Source organism: Tenacibaculum sp. 1B UA (assembly GCF_033978845.1).
GTDB lineage: Bacteria > Bacteroidota > Bacteroidia > Flavobacteriales > Flavobacteriaceae > Polaribacter.
On sequence record NZ_JAKVUA010000001.1, the window covers coordinates 415201 to 431677 of the forward strand.

A 16477-nucleotide genomic window follows, 5' to 3' on the forward strand; every position below is an offset into this window, starting at 1 on the left:
ATAGATTTAAGTCTAATTGTTATTTAAAATCAGCGTCAGAAACCCCTTCATTAATTTTAATTTCTTTCGTGATGAACTCAAAAGTCATTGGTCCATTCTTTTGAGTCATTTTATGAGGAAATTTAATTCCATTTACTTCTTTGTAATCTGAAAAAACAACAGGTACTTTCATTTCTCCTTGTGGTCCTTTAGCGGTTTTAACCTCTTTAACCTTTAACCCAGATTTTACATCATAAAAGATTTCTTTCTTACCATGCTTAATCACATAAGCATTGTTTCCGTCTATAGGTTCAATTCTGTCCAAAGTCCCTGTTTTATAAGCTTTATCAGCAAAAGGAGCAGCAGTGTTTTTAACTTCTTCTAAATCTTCACCTGTCATTTCTTTTTTCTGACCTTGAACTTCTTGATATCCTTTAGTTCCGTCAAAAATTACTTTTTGCATTACGTTACCCATCATAGAAACAACTACAGAAGATTTATTAGGAGTGGCGCTTTTTTGGATTAAACTTAATTGCATTCCTTGAACTTTAGCTTCAGAAGAAATCATTAGAGAATTTATGCTTGCTATTTTGTCTTTACCTCCAATGGCTTTAAAGTAGTTGTCAACAACTGAGCTTGCTGTAGTACCTGCTGGAATAGGTAAACTCATTTCAGGCTTTTCAGTAGGATTGGCATATGCATCAAAATAATTGATTTTATATTCTGATGTTTTTTCTAAGTTTTTTAAAACATCAATTGCCTTACCTGTAATAATTATACGAGCTTTATCTCCTTTGAAGTGCTTAATTGCTGCATTTTGAACATCGTCTAAAGTAACAGAATTAATGTTTTCTAAATATTTTTCATAAAAATTACTTGGCAAGTTATAACGAGCAATATTTAATGCAAAATTAGCTGCTACAGATGGTTTTTGAACATTACGTACAAAACTACCTATGTATTCTGCTTTAGAGTTTTTTAATTCTTCAGGTGTTACTTTTTGGTAACGAATTTTATTAATTTCCTTTTGAATTTCTACCACAGCACTATCTGTAACTATGTTTCTTACAGCTGCACTTGCTTTAAAAATTCCGGCATTTTTATTTTTATCTTGTGAAAGACTTGAATAAGACCCGTAAGTATAGCCTTTATCTTCGCGCAAGTTCATAAATAAACGCGCAGTACCACCGCCTCCTAAAATATTATTAGCTAATAAAGCTGCGTAATAATCTTTATCACCTAATGTTAAATCAACTGTGTTAATTACAGCTACTTGAGATTGTACCGCATTTGGCATATTTATAAAATTAATTTCGGTAGTCTCAACATTGGTAGGTGTATTGTAATTAGTAGCAGGTATGGTTCCTTTTTTCCAGTCGTTGAATAAACTTTTAACTAACGTTTTGGTTTTAGAAGGATTAATATCTCCAACTATTACAAGATATGCGTTGTTTGGTTTGTAATAAGTATTGTAATTGTTTTTTGCATCTTGTAGTGTAATATTTTTAATACTTTCTTTAGTTATGAACTCGCCATACGGATGATTTTTACCATACACTAAAGCATCTTCAACCCTACTAGCAACAGCTTCTACACTTTTTTCGTTAGATTTAATTCCTTCTAAAGTACGTTCAACTACTTTATCGAATTCTTCTTGTGTAAATTTAGGATTTTTAACACCGTCAGCCATTAAACCTAAAACCTCTCCAAAATACTTTGTTAATGATCTTACCGAGGCTCCATTGCTTCTAAAAGAAACATTTGCTCCAAGGTAATCAACCCTTTCATTAAACTCATCTTTAGGCATATTTGTTGTACCGTTGCCTAGCATGTCTCCCATAACTTGAGAAACACCTGTTTTATCACCTTCTAAATAAATTGGGTTATCAATTGTTAATGAAGCGGAAACCCTTGGTAATTTATGGTTTTCAACCATAATTACTTGTAAGCCATTGTTTAATTTGAACTTTTCAGCCTTCCCTAACTTAATTTTAGGAGCTGGCCCTGGCTTTGGTTGTACACTTCTATCTATTTGAGCATTTACAGCAAAAGACATGCTTACAACTGCTAATGCTGCTATTATTATTTTTTTCATATTGAATGTCTTATTACTGAATTATTTTTTTGATTCTGGTAAATATTCCATTACCAAACGTTGGTTAGTGTTTAAGTATTTTTTTGCTACGTCTCTAATTTCCTCACGTGTAATTGATCTGTAAATATCAATTTCAGTATTTATTAAATTAGTATCACCATACAACACATTATAACGAGCTAATGAATTAGCAATACCTTCTACACTTGAGTTGGCATTCACAAAATTATTTTCAAATTTATTTTGTAATTTTTGATAATCTTTTTCTGAAATTAAGTTTGTTTGTAGTTTTACCACTTCTTCATCAATTTCTTTTACTAAACTTTGTAAAGAGTTATTTCCTAATGGAAGCGCAAATAAAATATAGGTTCCATAATCTTCTTGACTTAGGTTTATTGCACCAGCCTGTAAAGCCATTTTTTTAGTATCAACTAATTTTTTATAAAGTACAGAGCTTTTTCCACCACTTAAGTAAGTAGAAATCATATCTAACACTCTAGCATCTCTGGTTTTCATAGAAGGAGTTCTATAAGCAGCCATAATTGCAGGTATTTGAATGTTAGGGTCGTAAGCTTTGGCAAAAAACTCTTTTGTAATAGGATCTTCTTTTGGGAAATTTCTTACAATATCTTTACCTCTAGGTATAGGTTCAAAGTAATCTTTTATAAGTCGTTTAGCTTCTTTAAACTCAAAATCTCCTGCAACTACCAAAGTAGCATTATTAGGAGCATAATATTTTTTATTAAATGCTAAGAATTCCTCTAAGGTAGCAGCATCTAAATGTTCCATCTTACCTATAGTAGTTCCTTTGTATGGATGTTTTTTAAACATGTTTTTCTTAACATTCTCTAAAAAACGAGAGTAAGGTTGGTTATCTACACGTAAACGTTTTTCTTCTTTTACAACTTCGTTTTGTGTGTCTACACCCTCTTGACCAATAATTGGATGTAATAAACGTTCAGATTCCATCCATATCCCTAATTCTAAATTATTAGAAGGAAAAACCTCGTAATAATACGTTCTATCATCGGTAGTATTGGCATTGTTAGTACCTCCATTAGAAGAAACTATTTTAAACCACTCTCCTTTTTTAATGTTTTTTGTACCCTCAAATAATAAATGCTCAAAAAAGTGAGCCATTCCTGTTCTATTTGGTTGCTCATCTTTAGCGCCTACATGGTACATAACAGATGTTGTTACTACTGGTGCTGTATTATCTTGATGTAAAATAACATGCATTCCATTGCTTAAATCATACTCTTCAAAATCAACCTTTTGAGCATACGTAAAATGAAATGCCATAAAAGCTGAAGTTAGAGCGATAACTCTTTTTCTCATTGATTAAAGTTTAATTTTTAATAATTTTCGTGTATATGACGTGAATTTAATTACTTTGTTACGTTTTTAACAAGGTTTTTTGAAAAAAATAAAAAGCCTCGTTAATTTGAAGTTAAATAACTTTCTTTTTTATCTTTTATAATAGGTTAGTATATAGTTTTGCTTGCTCGTTATTAAATAAAATTCATAATTATGAAGATAAAAAAATACTTTTTTTGATGCTTTTTAGTTGCTTAACATTAACTATTGTTAGCTGTGAGAGTGATGACATTGAACAAATAAAAAGTTCTTATATGGATGGAGGTATAGGGACTTCTACTATTACTGGAGCTGTTAATTTTAATATTCCGCAGAATCACTATACAGGTCATGTTCGTATAATAATACATGGTCCTATCGGTGATCAAGAAAGAACTGTAAGTGGTAAAGGGAATCGACAAGTTTCTTTTTCTAATGTACAAAGTGGTGTATATGATTATACTCTTGAATATTATTATGTGGATAACAACTATGATTATGCTGGAGGAGAATATGATTTTTCTACAAAGAACTGGTCAAACTACTATAACGAAACAAGTTATATCCCCAGCTTACATAAAGGATCGTCAATAAGTGAAGTATTGGAGGTTAAAAGCGGAATGACCTTAGTTTTTGATTTTCAATTGAATTAAGTCAGAAATACATTTTAATGTGTTTAAAAAATATGTATATTTGCACCCGCATTTTTATTAAGAAAGTGTGAATTTGAAGTATAAACGCAAAACAAATAGTATGTACGCAATCGTAGAGATAGCAGGGCAGCAATTTAAAGTAGCAAAAGACCAAAAAGTATACGTACACCGTTTACAAGAGGCTGAAGGATCAAAAGTAACTTTTGATAATGTAATGCTTATTGAAGATAAAGGAAACGTTACTATTGGCGCCCCAGCTATAGAAGGTGCAGGAGTAACTGCAAAAATTTTAGGTCACTTAAAAGGTGATAAAGTAATCGTTTTCAAGAAGAAAAGAAGAAAAGGTTACAAAAAGAAAAATGGACACAGACAGTATTTAACTGAAATCCAAATCGAAGGAATTTCTGCGTCAGGAGTAAAAAAAGCAGCCGCTAAAAAAGAAGCTCCTAAAGCTGAAACAAAAGAAGAATCGAAGGATTTAAGTTCAATGACTGTAGCAGAATTAAAGGCTTTAGCTAAAGAGCAAGGTATTACAGGATATACTTCTTTAAAGAAAGCAGAATTAATTGAAGCATTAAGTAAATAATTAACTTTAAAAACTTACAAAGATGGCTCATAAGAAAGGTGTCGGTAGTTCGAAGAACGGTCGTGAATCAGAATCGAAACGATTAGGAGTAAAAATTTTTGGAGGACAAGCCGCAATAGCAGGTAACATTATTGTTCGTCAAAGAGGAACTCAACACAATCCAGGTGAAAATGTTTACATGGGTAAAGATCATACTTTACATGCTAAAGTTGATGGTGTTGTTAAATTCCAAAAGAAAAGAGATGATAAATCATACGTTTCTGTAACTCCATTCGAGGCTTAAGAAACTAACTGATTAGAATAAGATAAAAGCTCAACTAAAAATAGTTGAGCTTTTTTGTGTACATAAACTTGAACATTAAAATTTATATAAAAAAAACACCACTTTTTAAAGTGGTGTTTCTTAACTTAATATCATTATTGATTAATCCCCCAATTTATCAATATGATTCCCCTTGTGTATTACACTACAAATATCAGAGGAAAAAATATTTTTTATAGTAATGGATGTATAAATGGTTTGTTTTTTTGTGTAAATGGTAAAAAGATTATAGTTATCATACAGTTTTAGCCTATTTCTTTGCTAAAACCGTATTGGTTATATTTTATTTTTAAAATATTATCTGTTACATTTGGTATAAATGTACATAAAATGTTAAGAGCAGTTATAGTTGATGACGAACCAAAAGCAATACAAGGACTTTCTTGGGAGTTATCAACCTTTGAAAATGATATAGAAGTTATAGAAACATTTACAATAGCAGAAAAAGCAATTAAATTTATAAATGAGAATAGTATTGATTGCCTTTTTTTAGATATTGAAATGCCTACGATGGATGGTTTCCAATTATTAGAAAAATTAGAGAATAAAGACTTTGCCATAATTATTACAACTGCATATAATGAGTATGCAATTAAGGCATTGAAGAACCAAGCAATTGATTATCTTCTTAAACCGATAGATTCTGATGACCTAGAGGAAACAATAGGAAGAGTTAAGCAGCATTATAAGAAGAATAACAATACTGAAAAGGTTGAAAAAATATTATCAAGCTTTAACAGGAAGTTTAATAGAAGAAAGATAACTATTAATACAGATGGAAAACTAGTTTTTTTATCTCAAGATGAAATCTTATTTGTAGAGTCAGACGGTAATTATTCAACAATATATACCACAGGATCTAATAAAAAAATAGTAGTAACTAAAAAACTAAAAGAAATCAATTTACTACTTCCTGAAGACCATTTTTTTAGAATACATAACTCATATATAATCAACTTAAATAAAATAAAAGAATTTTTAAAATCAGATGGTTATGTTGTGCTAGAAAATAATCATAAAATTCCTGTTTCTAGACAAAGAAAGTCAGATTTCTTAGAAAAACTTTAAATGAAACAATTAATAACAATCGCTTTTTTATTTTTCACAGTGTTTTCTTGTTTTTCACAAGAAGAAAAGAGACGTATAGATAGTTTAATACAGCTAGTAATAGAAAAAAAAATAGATGATTATTATGACTTGTATCGTTTTTTTAAAGAAGAACTATTTAAGAAAGAAGATATAGGTTTTCTTTTAAAAGAAAGTGAACGAAGAGAATATAGGTTAGGAGAAGTATATGCTTATAACTTACTTGGATGGCATTACAGAAATAACTCATTTTTTGATAGCTCAATAGACAATCATTTGAAAGCACTGAAATTATCAAGAGAGATAGGAGATGTTAATGCAGAGATAGTTACGCTAAATCAAATAGGGGTAGTATATAGGAGACAAGACAAGATTAGAAGTGCTTTGAATTATCACCAAATGGCACTTGAGTTAGCTGATAAAATTGAACTTCCAGATGTTGATACCAAAATAAGTATAAGTATATCAAATAATAGTATTGGTAACATCTATTTAGCTCTTAAACAATATCAATTAGCGTTAGAAAAGTTTAAAAAAGCAATCTTAATTCAAGAGAAAACTGGCGATAAAAGAGGATTGGCAATCAATCATCAAAACATGGGGTTGGCTTTTCAAAACTTAGGAGATATTGATGCAGCATTAGAGCACTACAATAAATCTTTACAATATAATATTGAAAATAATTCAAGTATAGGAAAGGTCATTTGCCATAATAGCATCAGCAATGTTTTATTGTTGCAAGGAAAGTATGAAGAAGCTTATAAGTATATAAGCGAAGTCGTGTCTCTTTCAGAAAAAACAGGTAACCAATATTATACCTCAGATGTATATATTACTTTAGGTAATGTACAGTTAAAGTTGGATAGCCTGGATAAAGCAAAAATATATTTAGAAAAAGGTTTAGCAGTTGCTAATAAGCATAAAATTCCATCAGGAGTTAACCAGTCCAAATTATACTTATCTGAGTTATATGAGAAAAAAAAGAATTATGAAAAAGCATATGGTTTTTACAAGAAGGCTATTGAAGGAGAACGTAAAACATTTAATGACAAAAACATACTATACGTAAACAACCTTATTAATAAGTATGATAATGAGGTTAGTAGAAATAAAATAAAAAACTTAGCAAAAGAGAATGAAATTGCAACATTAAAACTATTACGAAATAGAAATGTTTTAATTATAGCATTAGTTTCTATAGCCTTTTTAGGAGTATTGCTGTATTCGATGTATAGACAACGCTTGTTAAACAACGATAAAAAAATATTGATGTTAGAGCAGGAAGCTTTGAGAATTCAAATGAATCCGCATTTTGTGTTTAATGCATTAAATTCTATTAAACTATATGTTATAAATAATGAACAAAAAAATGCGGTATACTACTTAAATAAATTCTCAAAACTAATTAGAAGTATTTTAGAGTCTTCATCTGTAAAAGAAGTAACGTTGAGTGAGGAGCTAAAAACTATGAATTTATATATGAGTATCGAAAATATTCGATTATCTAATGAAGTTAATTATGTTGAAAAAGTAGATTCGAACGTAAACATAGAAAGAATAAAAGTTCCACCATTAATATTGCAGCCTTTTTTAGAAAATTCTATTTGGCATGGACTTTCGTGTAAGAAAGGAGAAAAAGAAGTTTCGTTATCGGTTACAAAAATATCAGACGAATTTATACAAATTGATATTGTAGATAATGGAATTGGTAGGGATGAGGCTATGAAAATTAGAAAAAACAAATCGTTAAATCGCAGATCGATAGGTATAGATTTAACCAAAGAACGATTACGAAACTTTGCCAACGAGTATGCTAATAATTATTCATTAATCTATACGGATATAATTGATGAGAAAGGAAACCCGAAAGGAACCAAAGTATCGTTAAAAATACCGATACTTTAAAAATCAAACCGTAACTGTACCCAAACAGGTTTTTTTTTCTCAGTATTTAAATTACTAAAAGAAATACCTAACAATCGAACTGAATTATTAAGTGTGTCTTGATACAGTAGCTCTTTTACAATAGGATAGAATTCTTTTTTTAACTGTAGGTAATGGTCGGTAGTCTTGCTGCGAGTTTGTTGTGTAAAATCGCTGTATTTGATTTTTAAGGTTACTGTTTTTCCTTTAGTATTCGATTTTTTCATGCGACGCTCTAACTCATCAGCAATTTTATCAAGTCGCTCTAACATGAAAACCTCTGAAGATAGATTTTCTCTAAAAGTAGTTTCGGCAGCAATTGATTTTCGAATACGGTTAGGTTTTACTACTGAATTATGAATACCTCGAACAATATGGTAATAATGCATCCCAGACTTTCCAAATAATTTAGAAAGTTCTTCCTGTGATTTTTGCTTTAAATCTAAACCTGTAAAGATGCCTAAGTTATGCATTTTAGCAGCAGTTACCTTACCTACACCATAAAATTTATTTACAGGAAGCTGTTCTAGAAACTCAAGAACCTCTTCAGGATTAATGGTTTTTTGTCCATTGGGTTTATTAATGTCGGAAGCAACTTTAGCAATAAATTTATTGATAGATATACCTGCGGATGCTCGCAATTCTAATTTGTCCCAAATACGTTGACGAATTTCTTGAGCAATCATGCTAGCCGACGGATTTCCTTTTTTGTTCTCAGTAACATCTAAATAAGCCTCATCCAATGATAAAGGTTCCACCAAATCGGTATAATCGTAAAAAATCTTTCTAATTTTAGATGAAATTTCTTTGTAACGATCAAATCTTGGAGGGACGAATATAATATGCGGACATTTTTGTTTTGCCAAAACACCACTCATGGCAGAACGCACCCCAAATTTTCGAGCTTCGTAACTGGCAGCAGAAACTACACCTCGTATCTCTCTACCACCAACAGCAACTGGTTTTCCTCGCAATTCAGGATTATCTAATTGCTCAACAGATGCATAAAAAGCATCCATATCTACATGAATAATTTTACGAAAAGGAGGCTGTAATTCCATCAATACAATCTAAATAGATTTAGATAGGTTTGTTAAAACATTTATAGTTTTTGTTTCATCTTTCTTGTCAACAAAAATATGATCATGATAAAAACCTGCAACAACATTACAGCTAATATCATGTTTAGCAAGTTCAGAAGAAAAAGCAGCTGTTAAACCAACTGCATCTAAAGCAGAGTGAATTTTTAAGGTAATCCAAGACGCTATAAAACTGTAAGCCAATTCTAAATTATCTGCAACCTTCTTTTCAAGAATTAAAGTGATTCCTTCTGCTTCTTTGAACTGACCAACTATATCTTCTTTATTAATGTTGTGTATATCTTTTACCGTAGTAAAAACATACTCTCCTTTATTTACAAAAGGCTTCATTTCTCTGATAAGTACGGATAAATTTTTTTCTCCAGTCATGGTGCTTATTTTAGATAAAAATACATTTTTTTAAACTAATAAAAGCCCTCATAAGAGAGCTTTCATTAGTTTTGATTTTTTCTAACAGGAAGTAGTTTTTGTTAAAATTACACTTGTTTTACTTCAATAATTTTAACAGGACACGCCTTTTTTGCTTCATAAGAAGCTTCAAAAATACTATCATCGTGTGATTTTATGGTAAAGAAACCTTTCTTTTCTGTAGAATGTAATAAAACAGATTTTCCATCCTTTTTCGACATTTGAAATTGTGCTGGAGCTAACTCCACGCAATAATTACAACCAATACATTTGTTTCTTTGTAGCGTAATTACGACCATTAGTTTTTAGCAAATTCGGTTTTTACAATTTTGTATAATTTATCTGATGGACGAATCCTGAAATCTAGTTTCATAGTAACTTCATCACCTTTAGTAGCAGTTTGTGCTTCTTTGTCATTTACAAACATGCTTTTTAATTCTGTTTCTTGAGCACCTGTTGTTGGTCCTGTAATTAAAATAGTATCACCAATTGCTAAATCGTAGGCTTCAATTTTAAACTCTCCAACTTCTGCTTTCGGAAAATAGTGGGTTCCTTTTCCTAAGTATACTTTCTTTTGAGTAGCATGCGAACCAGGTTCTTTGCTCCACTCTCCTAATTTCTGACCTAAATAATATCCATTCCAAAAACCACGATTGTATACTTTTTCAAGTTCTTGTATCCAGCTAATTACTTTCTCTTTGTTGTAAGTTCCATTGTATAAACTGTCAATGGCATCACGATAACACTTGATAACTTTAGCAACATATTCAGGAGCACGACCGCGTCCTTCAATCTTCAATACTTTAATTCCAGCATTCGCAACTTGATCTAAAAAATCGATGGTACATAAATCTTTAGGAGACATGATGTACTCATTGTCTAATTCCATTTCAAAACCAGACTCTTGATCAATGACCGTGTATTTTTTACGACAATTTTGTTTGCAAGCACCTCTATTTGCAGAAGAATTATGCGAGTGTAAACTCATATAGCATTTTCCTGAAACAGCCATACATAAAGCACCATGACCAAAAATTTCAATTTCTAACAAACGACCAGATGGTCCTTTAATTTCTTCTTTTTCAATCTGCTCAGTAATCTTTTTTACCTGACGTAAGCTTAATTCTCTACTCAATACCACAGTGTCGGCAAACATGGCATAAAACTTAACCGTTTCTATATTGGTAATGTTAATTTGAGTAGAAATATGGACTTCCATACCTTCTGCTCTTGCCATGGCAATTACAGCTTGATCCATAGCGATTACGGCAGTAATGTTTGCTTCTTTGGCTCTTTTGATTAAAGTTTTTACAATCGATAAATCATGGTCGTACACAATCGTATTCAATGTTAAATATGTACGAACATTTTTTTCTGAACACTTACGAGAAATTTCTTCTAAATCATCTAAGGTAAAGTTGATAGATGCTCGAGCACGCATATTTAATTGCTCTACACCAAAATATACAGAATCACATCCGTTGTCTAAAGCTGCTTGTAATGATTCAAGATTACCAGCAGGAGCCATTAACTCAATCTTTTGCATTACTTTTTAAATTTTAAAGCTTCTGAACGTCCTTTTTTAAATATTTTATTGCTTGCGTGCTTTCCTTTACGCAATTCTTTTTGTTCTTCGAATGGTAAATGAATGATTTCTTGACATTCAGGAGAACAAGTGTTTTCCATCTTTTCAGCACAGTCATCACATTGAATGAATAATAAGTGACACCCTTCGTTAGCACAGTTGGTATGTGTGTCACAAGAGTTTCCGCATTGATGACAATTGGCAATTACATCATCAGATATTTTTTCAGCTCTTCGGTGATCAAACACGAAGTTCTTGCCTAAAAACTTGTTTTCTAAACCTTCTTCGTTTACCTGGCGTGTATATTCAATGATCCCTCCTTCTAACTGAAAAACATTTTTAAAACCTTTGTGTTTGTAGTAGGCAGAAGCTTTTTCACATCGAATCCCACCTGTACAATACATCAATAAGTTTTTATCTTCTTTATGGTTTTTTAAATCTTCTTCAATAATATCTAAAGAATCTCTAAACGTATCAACATCTGGAGTAACAGCTCCATCGAAATGACCTATTTCACTTTCATAGTGGTTTCGCATGTCTACACAAACCGTATCAGGATTGGCTAACATCTCATTAAACTCTTTAGCGTTTAAATGAACACCTTTATTAGTTACGTCAAAAGTATTGTCATTTAATCCGTCAGCAACAATTTTGTTACGAACTTTTACTTTTAGTTTTAAAAAAGATTTATTATCATGTTCAATAGCTACGTTTAAACGAATTCCATTTAAAAAAGAGACACTATCTAATTGATCTTTTAAGGCTAAAAAGTTTTCGGAAGGAACAGATATTTGAGCATTGATTCCTTCAGAAGAAACATAGGTTCTTCCTAAAACGTCTAGTTCATTCCACTCTAGGAATAATTTATTTCTAAATAAAGTTGGGTTTTCTATCTTATGATATTGATAGAATGAGATTGTAATGCGGTCTTTTCCCGCTTCATCTATTAATTTAGCGCGTTCTTCAGCGCTTAACTTGTTGTACAGTTGCATGCTATACTTTTTTAAGTTAAACAAATATGTTGTAATTTCAACAAAAAATCGATGCAAATGTACTGATTTTTTGAGTTTTACTGTTTAAAACAATACTTTTTAGTTGAAAACGATATATTTTAAACTTTAACGTATTTTTTCATAGAAAATAAATACAACTAATTCGTTTTTTTTAAACCTTTGTAACTCGTTAATAATAATTTTATACTCAAATAGTAAAAAGATGAGAGTAGCAGTAGTAGGCGCTACCGGTATGGTAGGTAATGTAATGTTACAAGTATTAGCAGAACGTAATTTTCCGATAACAGAATTAATTCCTGTTGCATCGGAACGTTCGGTAGGTAATCAAATTGAATTTCAAGGAACAAATTATACAGTAGTAGGTTTAGAAACTGCAGTAGCTATGCAACCAGATATTGCATTGTTTTCAGCTGGAGGAGATACTTCTTTAGAATGGGCTCCTAAATTTGCAGCAGTTGGTACAACCGTAATTGATAACTCATCAGCATGGAGAATGGATCCAACAAAAAAACTAGTGGTTCCAGAAATTAATGGAGATGTGTTAACTAGCGAAGATAAAATTATCGCAAACCCAAACTGCTCTACAATTCAATTAGTAATGGCTTTAGCGCCTTTACATAAGGAATATAAAATGAAACGAGTGGTAATTTCAACATATCAGTCAGTTTCAGGAACAGGTGTAAAAGCAGTTCAACAATTAGATAATGAAGAAGCAGGAATTGGAGGAGAAATGGCGTACCCACATCCAATAGGAAGAAATGCATTACCTCATTGTGATGTGTTTTTAGAGAATGGATACACCAAAGAAGAAATGAAGTTAGTAAAAGAGCCTAAAAAGATTTTACGAGACGATTCTTTTTCAGTAACGGCTACGGCAGTTAGAATACCTACAGCTGGAGGGCATTCTGAAGCAGTTAATGTACAGTTTGAGAATGATTTTGAATTGGAAAAGGTTCGTGAACTGTTGGGTAAAACTGATGGAATTGTTGTACAAGACGATGTGCAAAATAATGTATACCCAATGCCAATTTTAGCAAATAATAAAGATGAGGTTTTTGTAGGTAGAATTAGAAGAGATGAATCTCAACCAAATACTTTAAATATGTGGATTGTTGCTGATAACTTACGTAAAGGAGCGGCGACAAACACTGTTCAAATAGCAGAATATTTAGTGGCTAACAATTTGGTTAAACCATCGGTTACTGCATAAAATAAATTATAATAATACTTTTAAAATCCTGTACTTATAAGTGCAGGATTTTTATTTTTGGATTATGAATAAAGAACAGATAATACAAAACACCATTGAGTTTGTAAAAGAAACCTTAGAAGGAGCAGAAGGAGGACATGATTTTTTTCATATTGAAAGAGTCTACAAAAATGCTTTACTCATAGCAAAAGATGAAAATGTTGATGAATTTGTGATTTCGTTAGGTGCATTACTCCATGATATTGCAGATAGTAAATTTCACAACGGCGATGAAACCAAAGGGCCTCAAAAAGCTAGAGTTTTTCTTGAAAATCAACAAGTTTCTGAAGAGGATATTATTCATGTTGAAAATATCATTACTAATATTTCTTTCAAAGGAGGGAATTTTAAACAAAACTTTAAATCTCTTGAGCTAGACGTAATTCAAGACGCTGATCGTTTGGATGCTATTGGAGCCATCGGAATTGCTCGTTGCTTTAACTACGGAGGATTTAAAAATAGAGAATTATACAATCCAGAGGTTCCTCCAAATTTAAAGATGACCAAAGAGGAATATAAAAAGTCTACAGCGCCAACAATTAATCATTTTTACGAAAAACTACTGCTGTTAAAAGACAAAATGAATACTACAGCAGGAAAAGCAATAGCAAAGGAAAGACATACCTACATGGAAACGTTTTTAAATCAATTTTATAATGAATGGAATGGAATTATTTAGCTTTTATTGTGTTAATAATATAAATTTTGTATTGCTTTAATAAAAAGTTTACGTTAAAATTTGGATGTTATTGAATTTGGTATATATTTGTCTCAGTTAATAACCCCCAATTTATTAATGTAATCCCCTTATTGTAAAAATAGCATCTAAATAGAATTTTAGATGCTATTTTTTTTATACAGATTATTTTTGTGAAAATTACTTTCCTGGGAATTCAGGCTTGCGTTTTTCTAAAAAAGCAGTAGTTCCTTCTTTAAAATCTTCTGTTCCAAAACAATTTCCAAACTCTGTGATTTCGCTTTCAAAACCATTTATACCATCTTTAAAATTATCGTTTACAGATTTGATTGCAGCGCTAATAGCTATGGAAGAATTACGCATAATTTTTGAAGCTATCTTTTGAGCTAAAGGTAGTAGTTCTTCTTGTGAGGTAACATGATTTACTAATCCAGCTTCTTTGGCTTCTTCAGCAGAAATCATACCCGCTGTCATAATTAACTCCATAGCTTTACCTTTGCCAACTAATTGAGGTAAACGTTGCGTACCGCCATATCCAGGAATGACTCCTAAAGAAACCTCAGGTAAGCCCATTTTAGCATTGTCTGAGGCTAATCTAAAGTGACAAGCCATCGCCAACTCTAATCCGCCACCTAAAGCAAAACCATTTACAGCAGCAATCACTGGAGTAGATAGGTTTTCAACGAAATCAAATAAAATTTCTTGTCCTTTTTTAGCTAATCTACCTCCTTCTTCAACAGAGAAATGTGCAAATTCTGAAATGTCAGCGCCAGCAACAAATGCTTTTTCTCCACTTCCTGTTATGATAATTACTTTGACAGCAGTGTCTTTTTCTAAAGTTTTAAAAGCATCGTGTAGCTCTTCGATAGTAGCTTTGTTTAAAGCGTTTAATTTTTTTGGTCGGTTAATTGTAATAGTTGCCAATGCGTTAGCTTGTTCAACTAAAATATTTTCAAAATTCATACTATGTTTATGTTTTAGGTAATATTACAGTAAAAACAGTTCCAACTCCTTTGGTTGAAGTAAAGGATATTGTACCGTCATATGCTTCAATTATATTTTTTATAATGGATAAACCTAAGCCCATTCCACTTGTTTTAGTAGTAAACTTGGGTTCGAAAATTAACTCTTTATTTTCATCACTAATACCTTTTCCGTTGTCGGAAACTGTAATTTTAACGCTGTTCCCTTCTGAAGCTACTTTAACTTCTATTTTAGGGTTTTTATCAGTGTCTTTTATTGCTTGAATTGAGTTTTTAACTAAGTTGGTAACAATTCGTATTAGTTGAGTTTTATCTAAACTAGCATATAACTCGTGTTCTTGAGGAAAATAATGTATGTAATCTTCAGTAAAAATATCTAAAGAGTGTTTAACTATATCAACAACATTCAGTTTTTCACGGCGTTGTGTTGGCATTTTAGCAAAATCAGAAAAAGCAGATGCAATAGAGCTCATTACATCAATTTGTTGAATAAGGGTTTCGCTGTATTCAGACATTTTTTCTTTGATGTTAGGGTCTTCTGGGTTGAATTTTCTGTCAAAACTTTGTACGGATAAACGCATAGGTGTTAACGGATTTTTAATCTCGTGAGCTACTTGCTTAGCCATTTCTCTCCAGGCTTGCTCACGTTCACTTTGAGCTAATTTTACAGCACTTTCCTCTAGTTGATCAATCATATTGTTGTATGCAGCAACAAGAGAGTTGATTTCTGAACTTGCAGAGTTTAATATAATTTTCTCATTACGCTTATTTAAGCGAGTTTCGTTTATCTTTTGTGAAATAGTTTGAATTGATCGAGTAATATAAGTTGATAAGAAATATGCTAAAACAATTGCAATAATGAGCATTAGTAAGTAGACTAAAGATAAGCGTGAGATAAACTCTCTTAGTTCATGTTCTTGTTCTTCATTATTTTGCGCAATTTGTAACTCTAAGATTCCTATTCGCTTGAAACGAGGATCGTTTAAGTAGGTGTATGAAGATTGATAAGTAATACTTTTTTCAGTTCTACTTTTTAAAATTTTATGGTTTGAATTGTTGGCTAAATCTCTAACAGTTTCGTTGGTTAGATCTTGACCTTCTTTTTTGTCAAAGTTATAAGGAATGGAAGATTTTAAAAGTTTTCCATCCATATCATACATAGAAATAGTAAGTTTATGAACGTATGCAATATCGTAAATCCTATCTTGAAAAATTTTAGCTAAATTCTCAGTAGTTACTGGATAAGTGGTTCTACGTTTTAGTTCTATTTCAATATCTTGTTTTGTAGAGAACTCTTTACGTTCAAAACGTGAAATATTATAATCTTTTGTTTGCTCGTCGTACTGGTATATGGTAACCATTACAATTAAAATTGATGCCAATAGCACTAAAAGTATCATTGACAAGAAGATTCTAATTCGTAGCGATATGTTGTTGAAAAT

Annotated in this window: 16 protein-coding genes; 7 read left to right on the forward strand and 9 right to left on the reverse strand. The window is 31.3% G+C overall.

The window, feature by feature from the left end; translation table 11 throughout:
• Positions 1-19: 19 nt before the first annotated feature.
• Positions 20-2074 carry an insulinase family protein gene (locus MK851_RS02015; RefSeq protein WP_320240985.1) on the reverse strand — a complete coding sequence of 685 codons (2055 nt, stop codon included), beginning with the start codon at positions 2072-2074 and terminating at the stop codon, positions 20-22.
• A 21-nt stretch (positions 2075-2095) separates the two neighbouring features.
• Positions 2096-3412 carry a pitrilysin family protein gene (locus tag MK851_RS02020; protein ID WP_320240987.1) on the reverse strand — a complete coding sequence of 439 codons (1317 nt, stop codon included), beginning with the start codon at positions 3410-3412 and terminating at the stop codon, positions 2096-2098.
• Between the two features lie 215 nt (positions 3413-3627).
• On the opposite strand from MK851_RS02020, the gene MK851_RS02025 reads away from it, so the two are divergent.
• From MK851_RS02025 to MK851_RS02045, 5 genes are all read left to right on the forward strand, one after another.
• Positions 3628-4083, forward strand: coding sequence for a hypothetical protein (locus MK851_RS02025; RefSeq protein WP_320240990.1), 456 nt, complete (start codon positions 3628-3630; stop codon positions 4081-4083).
• A gap of 100 nt (positions 4084-4183) precedes the next feature.
• Positions 4184-4669, forward strand: coding sequence for a 50S ribosomal protein L21 (gene rplU, locus MK851_RS02030; protein WP_115899714.1), 486 nt, complete (start codon positions 4184-4186; stop codon positions 4667-4669).
• 22 nt (positions 4670-4691) lie between these two features.
• Positions 4692-4952, forward strand: a complete 261-nt coding sequence (gene rpmA, locus MK851_RS02035; protein WP_115899715.1) for a 50S ribosomal protein L27 — start codon at positions 4692-4694, stop codon at positions 4950-4952.
• A gap of 369 nt (positions 4953-5321) precedes the next feature.
• Positions 5322-6059 carry a LytR/AlgR family response regulator transcription factor gene (locus MK851_RS02040; protein WP_303505111.1) on the forward strand — a complete coding sequence of 246 codons (738 nt, stop codon included), beginning with the start codon at positions 5322-5324 and terminating at the stop codon, positions 6057-6059.
• On the forward strand, positions 6060-7982 hold the full coding sequence (locus MK851_RS02045; RefSeq protein ID WP_320240994.1) for a tetratricopeptide repeat protein: 1923 nt from the start codon (positions 6060-6062) through the stop codon (positions 7980-7982). It begins immediately after the preceding gene.
• Here the strand turns inward: MK851_RS02045 and dinB are convergent.
• The 5 genes from dinB to MK851_RS02070 form a co-directional block, all read right to left on the reverse strand.
• The gene (gene dinB, locus MK851_RS02050) at positions 7979-9061 is read right to left on the reverse strand and encodes a DNA polymerase IV (RefSeq protein WP_303505114.1); all 1083 of its coding nucleotides are present in this window, start codon (positions 9059-9061) and stop codon (positions 7979-7981) included. The genes MK851_RS02045 and dinB overlap by 4 nt on opposite strands.
• A gap of 9 nt (positions 9062-9070) precedes the next feature.
• A complete protein-coding gene (locus MK851_RS02055; protein WP_303505116.1) occupies positions 9071-9469 on the reverse strand; it encodes an ACT domain-containing protein in 399 nt (132 codons plus the stop codon).
• Positions 9470-9576: 107 nt separating this feature from the next.
• Positions 9577-9807, reverse strand: a complete 231-nt coding sequence (locus MK851_RS02060) for a ferredoxin (protein WP_073182300.1) — start codon at positions 9805-9807, stop codon at positions 9577-9579.
• On the reverse strand, positions 9807-11054 hold the full coding sequence (locus MK851_RS02065) for a peptidase U32 family protein (protein ID WP_320240996.1): 1248 nt from the start codon (positions 11052-11054) through the stop codon (positions 9807-9809). The genes MK851_RS02060 and MK851_RS02065 overlap by 1 nt, the downstream gene beginning before the upstream one ends.
• Positions 11054-12085 (reverse strand): rhodanese-related sulfurtransferase, encoded by a 1032-nt coding sequence (locus MK851_RS02070; RefSeq protein ID WP_320240998.1) that lies wholly within the window; start codon positions 12083-12085, stop codon positions 11054-11056. The genes MK851_RS02065 and MK851_RS02070 overlap by 1 nt, the downstream gene beginning before the upstream one ends.
• Before the next feature lie 223 nt (positions 12086-12308).
• Between MK851_RS02070 and MK851_RS02075 the strand changes: the two genes are divergently transcribed.
• Together MK851_RS02075 and MK851_RS02080 are read left to right on the forward strand one after the other, a co-directional pair.
• Complete coding sequence (locus tag MK851_RS02075; RefSeq protein WP_303505125.1) at positions 12309-13316, forward strand: aspartate-semialdehyde dehydrogenase; 1008 nt, start codon at positions 12309-12311, stop codon at positions 13314-13316.
• 64 nt (positions 13317-13380) lie between these two features.
• Positions 13381-14034 (forward strand): HD domain-containing protein, encoded by a 654-nt coding sequence (locus tag MK851_RS02080; RefSeq protein WP_320241001.1) that lies wholly within the window; start codon positions 13381-13383, stop codon positions 14032-14034.
• 198 nt (positions 14035-14232) lie between these two features.
• On the opposite strand, the gene MK851_RS02085 is transcribed toward MK851_RS02080, so the two are convergent.
• Together MK851_RS02085 and MK851_RS02090 are read right to left on the reverse strand one after the other, a co-directional pair.
• The gene (locus MK851_RS02085) at positions 14233-15015 is read right to left on the reverse strand and encodes an enoyl-CoA hydratase/isomerase family protein (protein ID WP_320241002.1); all 783 of its coding nucleotides are present in this window, start codon (positions 15013-15015) and stop codon (positions 14233-14235) included.
• Between the two features lie 7 nt (positions 15016-15022).
• Entirely contained in the window at positions 15023-16435 is a 1413-nt protein-coding gene (locus MK851_RS02090; protein WP_320241003.1) for a sensor histidine kinase, read from the reverse strand.
• Between the last annotated feature and the right edge of the window lie 42 nt (positions 16436-16477).